4 protein-coding genes are annotated in these 4,825 nt (G+C 62.0%); 1 reads left to right on the forward strand and 3 read right to left on the reverse strand.

Features of this window, described 5'->3' with window-relative positions:
* Nucleotides 1-134: 134 nt before the first annotated feature.
* From ADBZ5N_RS17410 to ADBZ5N_RS17420, 3 genes are all read right to left on the reverse strand, one after another.
* The gene (locus ADBZ5N_RS17410; protein ID WP_526259597.1) at nucleotides 135-911 is read right to left on the reverse strand and encodes a cupin domain-containing protein; all 777 of its coding nucleotides are present in this window, start codon (nucleotides 909-911) and stop codon (nucleotides 135-137) included.
* 278 nt (nucleotides 912-1,189) lie between these two features.
* On the reverse strand, nucleotides 1,190-1,702 hold the full coding sequence (locus ADBZ5N_RS17415; protein ID WP_526259599.1) for a GNAT family N-acetyltransferase: 513 nt from the start codon (nucleotides 1,700-1,702) through the stop codon (nucleotides 1,190-1,192).
* 143 nt (nucleotides 1,703-1,845) lie between these two features.
* Nucleotides 1,846-4,086: a BPSS1187 family protein gene (locus ADBZ5N_RS17420; protein ID WP_526259601.1), complete on the reverse strand. Its 2,241-nt coding sequence runs from the start codon at nucleotides 4,084-4,086 to the stop codon at nucleotides 1,846-1,848.
* Nucleotides 4,087-4,330: 244 nt separating this feature from the next.
* On the opposite strand from ADBZ5N_RS17420, the gene ADBZ5N_RS17425 reads away from it, so the two are divergent.
* The coding region (locus ADBZ5N_RS17425) for an outer membrane beta-barrel protein (RefSeq protein ID WP_526259603.1) at nucleotides 4,331-4,825 on the forward strand (495 nt) is incomplete at its 3' end.

Below are 4,825 nucleotides of genomic sequence, written 5' to 3' on the forward strand. Positions count from 1 at the left end.
CCGCCTGCTTCAACGCAAACAGGATCTGCTTCTCGGTAAACTTCGATCGCTTCATCGCTTCCTCTCCTTGCCTTGCAAGGACCCCGGAAGCACCTTACTCCAGTTCTAAACACCTACGAAATATCGGGGTGACGTCAGTCCGGTAACAAGTGACCGGTCTTCACGAAGATCGTGCAACCCACTGCGCTGAACGGCGTGTGTTGGCTCATGTGCGGGCTCCTGATCCACGTCCCTTCCGGGTATGTGCCGTGCTCGTCCGCAAACACGCCACGCACAACGAATATCTCTTCGCCGCCGTAGTGGCGATGGGTGCTGAAGCGGGTCGCCGGCGCCCATCGGACCAAGGTCGATCCGGCGCCCTGGCTCATCAACGGCATCACGCTGAGACCGGGGACCATGCCCTGGTGCCAGGGGGCTCTGCCGGTATCGACGACCTCGCGCACTGTCTGGTCGGGGCCGAGATGGCGCAATTTGACGAACAACGTGCAGCCGGCAGCGCTGAACGGCGCGTGCGTCGACCCCGGTGGATTCATGAGGTATGACCCCGCCGGATAGTCGCCTGTCTCGTCGCTGAAGGTGCCCTCGAGGACCAGGATCTCCTCGCCGAGGTCATGCGTGTGGGCGCTGAACCGGGCGCCCGCCTGGTAGCGGACGACGGAGGTCGCACGGGCGACTTCGCCGCCTGTCCGATCGAGCATGCGTCGATCGACCCCTGCCTCCGGGCTCGCGGTCCACGGGAGGTCCTGATGTTGCAGGACGACTCGTTGGCTGTAGTCTGAATTGATCAACATCGTTCGCTCGGTCGACGGTGACACACCCCAAGGCTGCCACGAGTCTACGCTATGGGTCAGGAGGGGCCCATGCGGAGCCCGGAGTGCTCGCCTCTCATCGCCGAGCGTTGACCCTGTCATTCGACCTCGCTGTGCCTGGCGGAACTGACAGCCGGCGTCTCGTAAAGGTCCCTTATGCACGCCCCGCCAGTTACGTCACCCGGTATGTTGGTTCAGGTTTAATGTTCTTCATCGGTCAGGGATGAATCGTAATTTTCCAACTCTTCTGAGAGGCCGCGGTATCACTTCTCTTGAATACACATTCGTTTGCATACGCATATCGGAATGCGCAGGTGATTGCTGGCCAACAGGGCCGAGTGAGACCGTTCTTTTCATAATCCCTTGGCCCTCGGTCCGGATCACGGAGCCGTGATTCTGAACACCACGTTTCTCCTGGGTGATTCGCCAAAGTAGGCCACATCTTCTTCCCGGATGAGTTCCGCACCCAGTCGCTGCATGGCGATGCGCGAGCGCAGGTTCTGCGCGCCCACATGGAAGATCACATGCTGCACATGCCGAAACGCATGGGCGAGCATGAGGCGTTTGACGCGGTGATTGGTGCCGGTGCCCCAATGGTCACGGGAAAAGAACGTATAGCCGATCTTGACCTCGCTCGCCTCGAGGTCGTGATCATAGAAACGGGTGCTGCCGATGGCGGCGCCGTTCGCCTTGTTGCGGATCATGAAGGCGCCCCCCGATGCCAGGGCGCCATCGAAATAGGTGCGAAACACCTCGCGCTTCCACCGGTCCGGGTTGGGGTGCTGCTCCCATATCAACGGGTCGGCAGCTACGGTCAGAATCTCTTCGAACTCATCCGACCGAAGAGGCGTGAGAATGACGTGATCGTCCTGAAGAACGGGTTGGCGGTTCATGGCTCGAGCATATCCGAACGCGGGGCGGGCGCCAGCCGTGGGCAGCGATCAGAGATATCCGCGTGCGGCGTTCCGAATCGAGACGGCACTGATCCTGGATGATCACTCAGCGACAGAGTCGCTGCTTTCGTGTTGACGCTTGCTCATTGGAAGCAAAGGTAAGCCCATACGCCATTGGTATCAAATAGCGGCTTGCCATCCACGTTGAGCGGCGTGGAGGTGTCGACGACCGTGACGCCATGATTTTTCAGTGCCTGCGAAAGCGCAGTACTCGCAGGATTCGGAGGAAGATTCGTGCGCAATTGCTGTGAACCGGAGTAGGGGGCCGCGCCATTGTCCACCAGCACCGGTCCGCCGGTGGGTGTGCTCAGGCCGAGGCCCGTCCAATGGGCGAATGCATGCGAGTTCGGCACCAGGGTGTCGTTATCGGAGCCGAAACCGAATTGCCGATCGGCGGGCGTCAAGTTGACTCGAGTGCTGGTCCAGTTGGCTGGGCGATCAGCAGTCTCGTTCCAGTCTTCCGGCGCGGAGAAATAGCAGGCCCGCGACAAGGCGACGCGCTTGACCAGAATTCCTGCGTGGCCTCCACCCTGCGAGTGCCCCGAGATCACGACGGAGCTCCAGTTCACGGTGTTATCCGAAAGCAGAAACTGGCCCCAGCCTTCGGTGGGGTGATTATTCTTGAGCCAGACGAGTGCCTTGTTCAGCCGATTGAATATCGAGTCGGCCACGGAAGTGGCCACCTGCCCGCTGACCGGGGACCCGCCGCCAAAAATCACGGCGTTCCGCGCATTCCAGTAACAGTCTGGCTCCGGGCTCGTCTGACACAACACTCCCATGGCAACCTGGTTTGGATAGTTGAGTCCCAACGAGTGAAAACCCCGCGCCGCTGCTGCGCGCAAAATGAACGTGTACTGAGCGGGACGACCTTGGGTGCCGGGCAAGAAAACGAAGAGCCTGCCCCGCGGATTGATCAACGGCGACGGGTTGATGGAGATATGTGGTGCCTCGCCCGTGCCGGGCGCCGCCGTGATCGCGCTGTCGGTAGTTGTTGCGTTGAATGTTCGTTCAGTTGATATGGTGATGGCGTTCGTCAATCGCTCGTTGAAAAACTCCCACGCCACCTCGGCAAACTCGATATCGCGACTCTGGACTCCGGTCGTTGCGTTCGATTCAACGAGCACCGTCCTGCTTGGCACAGTGTGTCCCGCGCCGTCGAGGCGCCACCAGCGTAGAGGCACGGCGCCCGGGTAGTCGAATCGGTTTGCCGGGCCCCCGTCGTTGGGATCGAGATTAACCACCTGCTGTGCCGGCGTGACACCGGTCAGGCCGTTGACCTGCAGCCAGCGGTTGCGTGTTGCCTCGGCAGAGATCACGCGGCCTCTCGTGCAATTGCCGCCGGAGTTGGCAACACAACCGCCTTCGTAGGGCATCTGTGTATCGGCTGTCCCGTGTGCGAGCAGGATCGGCTTGGGTGTCGTCGGGCCTGTGGCGCACGAGCCAGCTCGCGGGTTGAGTGCGAGACCAGCGCCGGAACTTGCTGCCGCAGCGATCAGGTCCGGTCGGGCGATCGCAAACGCCTGCGTCATCATTCCGCCATTGGAGCCACCCGCCATGAACACCCGTGTTGTCGGCAGGTTGTACTGTCCCCTCACGCGTTCAATCAGCGTCGCGAGAAAGCCGACATCATCGGCACCGCTCGAAACACCGTTGTCGCCACGACAGTCGACCCAACCTTCCTGTCCGTCCGACGCAGGCAGCCCACCCGGATAGACGACAACAAATCCCTCGCGATCGGCGACCGTCCTGAACACCGACAGGGGATGAGCGCCCGTGTTGGCGACGTTCAGGCCCGTGCCACCGCCACCATGAAGAACAAATACCAAGGCTTTGGGAGGAGCGGTGAGAGAGGCGGGGACATGCACACGAAACTGACGTGCAACGCCGTTGACGACGAGTGTCTGATCGCTGAGACCGACGGGGTATGGCGTACTCGCTGCGGATGCGGTCGGGGTGACGGATATCGATGTCGACGCCGGTCCGGTCCCGATGGCGTTTGTTGCCCTTACAGAGCAGCCATACAAAGTGTTGTTGGAAAGTTCCGTGACTACGATGGGACTGTTGCTGCCATTTTCCGACCGTGAACTGCCCGGCACTGTGCAGGTTGCGGTGTATCCCGTGATGACGGATCCGCCGTTCGAGGACGGTGCTGTGAAGGCGACGGAAGCCCGCCTGTCGCCGGCAGTCACTGTCGTGATCGTTGGCGCCCCGGGCACTGTTGCCGCTGGGGGGTTCGGTGCAGGTGACGACCCGCTGCCTCCCCCACCCCCGCCGCAGGCACTGAGCAGGACGACGGGGATGACAATCAGGATATGGCGTGACATCTGGCCAAACTAAATGACGCACTCGCGGGTCTTCAACCGGAAGATGGTTTTTCGATAACGAACTACGGAAAAGAATTGTGAATCTTTGTAACCCAGCCCGGGATCTGCCCGCGGGCCATGCCTGCGGGACGGCTCTCCCGCCGTCCGTCTTCACGCCGCGTTGACGCCCCGTTCACGGGTCGTTCACCCCGCAGCAGGCAACCTGTTGTCGCCGGAGATCGTCCGGTTACACAGAGACCTGAACATGAAGCACAGCCTCAAGCCGACCCTGCTCGCCGCCCTCGTCGCCCTCGGCCCCGTGATCGCCGCAGCCGAGCAGCGGGATTGGTATGCCACCGGGACCCTAGGCTTCGTCACCCAGTCGGACCAGCAGCTCGCCTACACACGGCCGGGTGTCGCGGGCGTGGCGACCCCGAAACTGCCGCTCGACACGGGCATCCTCGGCGGCGGCGCCATCGGCCGCTACCTCAACGACGACTGGCGCATTGAAGCCGAGTTCATGTACCAGTCCGTCGACCACCCGGTGTTCTCGCTGGGTGCCGGCGGGCCGTCCGGTGACGGCAACTACGCTTCGACGAGCATCGCGGTGAACGCACTGCGCGAGTTCGACCTTTTCGGTTCGCCGCGCGTCCGTACCTATGCGGGTCTTGGCGCCGTCTACGCGACGGAGATCGACGTCGATTTCGAGAGCGGGGGCGTCGAGCGCTCGTTCAGCGGCTCCGGGGCCGGGGTGCAGGGG

The sequence above is a fragment of the Mycobacterium sp. genome (genome assembly GCF_044370595.1).
Lineage (GTDB): Bacteria > Actinomycetota > Actinomycetes > Mycobacteriales > Mycobacteriaceae > Mycobacterium.

Bases quoted from the DNA above. Each gene is read 5' to 3' on its own strand.
- ADBZ5N_RS17410 (WP_526259597.1), bottom strand. From the start codon at position 911: ATGACAGGGTCAACGCTCGGCGATGAGAGGCGAGCACTCCGGGCTCCG.
- ADBZ5N_RS17415 (WP_526259599.1), bottom strand. From the start codon at position 1,702: ATGAACCGCCAACCCGTTCTTCAGGACGATCACGTCATTCTCACGCCT.
- ADBZ5N_RS17420 (WP_526259601.1), bottom strand. From the start codon at position 4,086: ATGTCACGCCATATCCTGATTGTCATCCCCGTCGTCCTGCTCAGTGCC.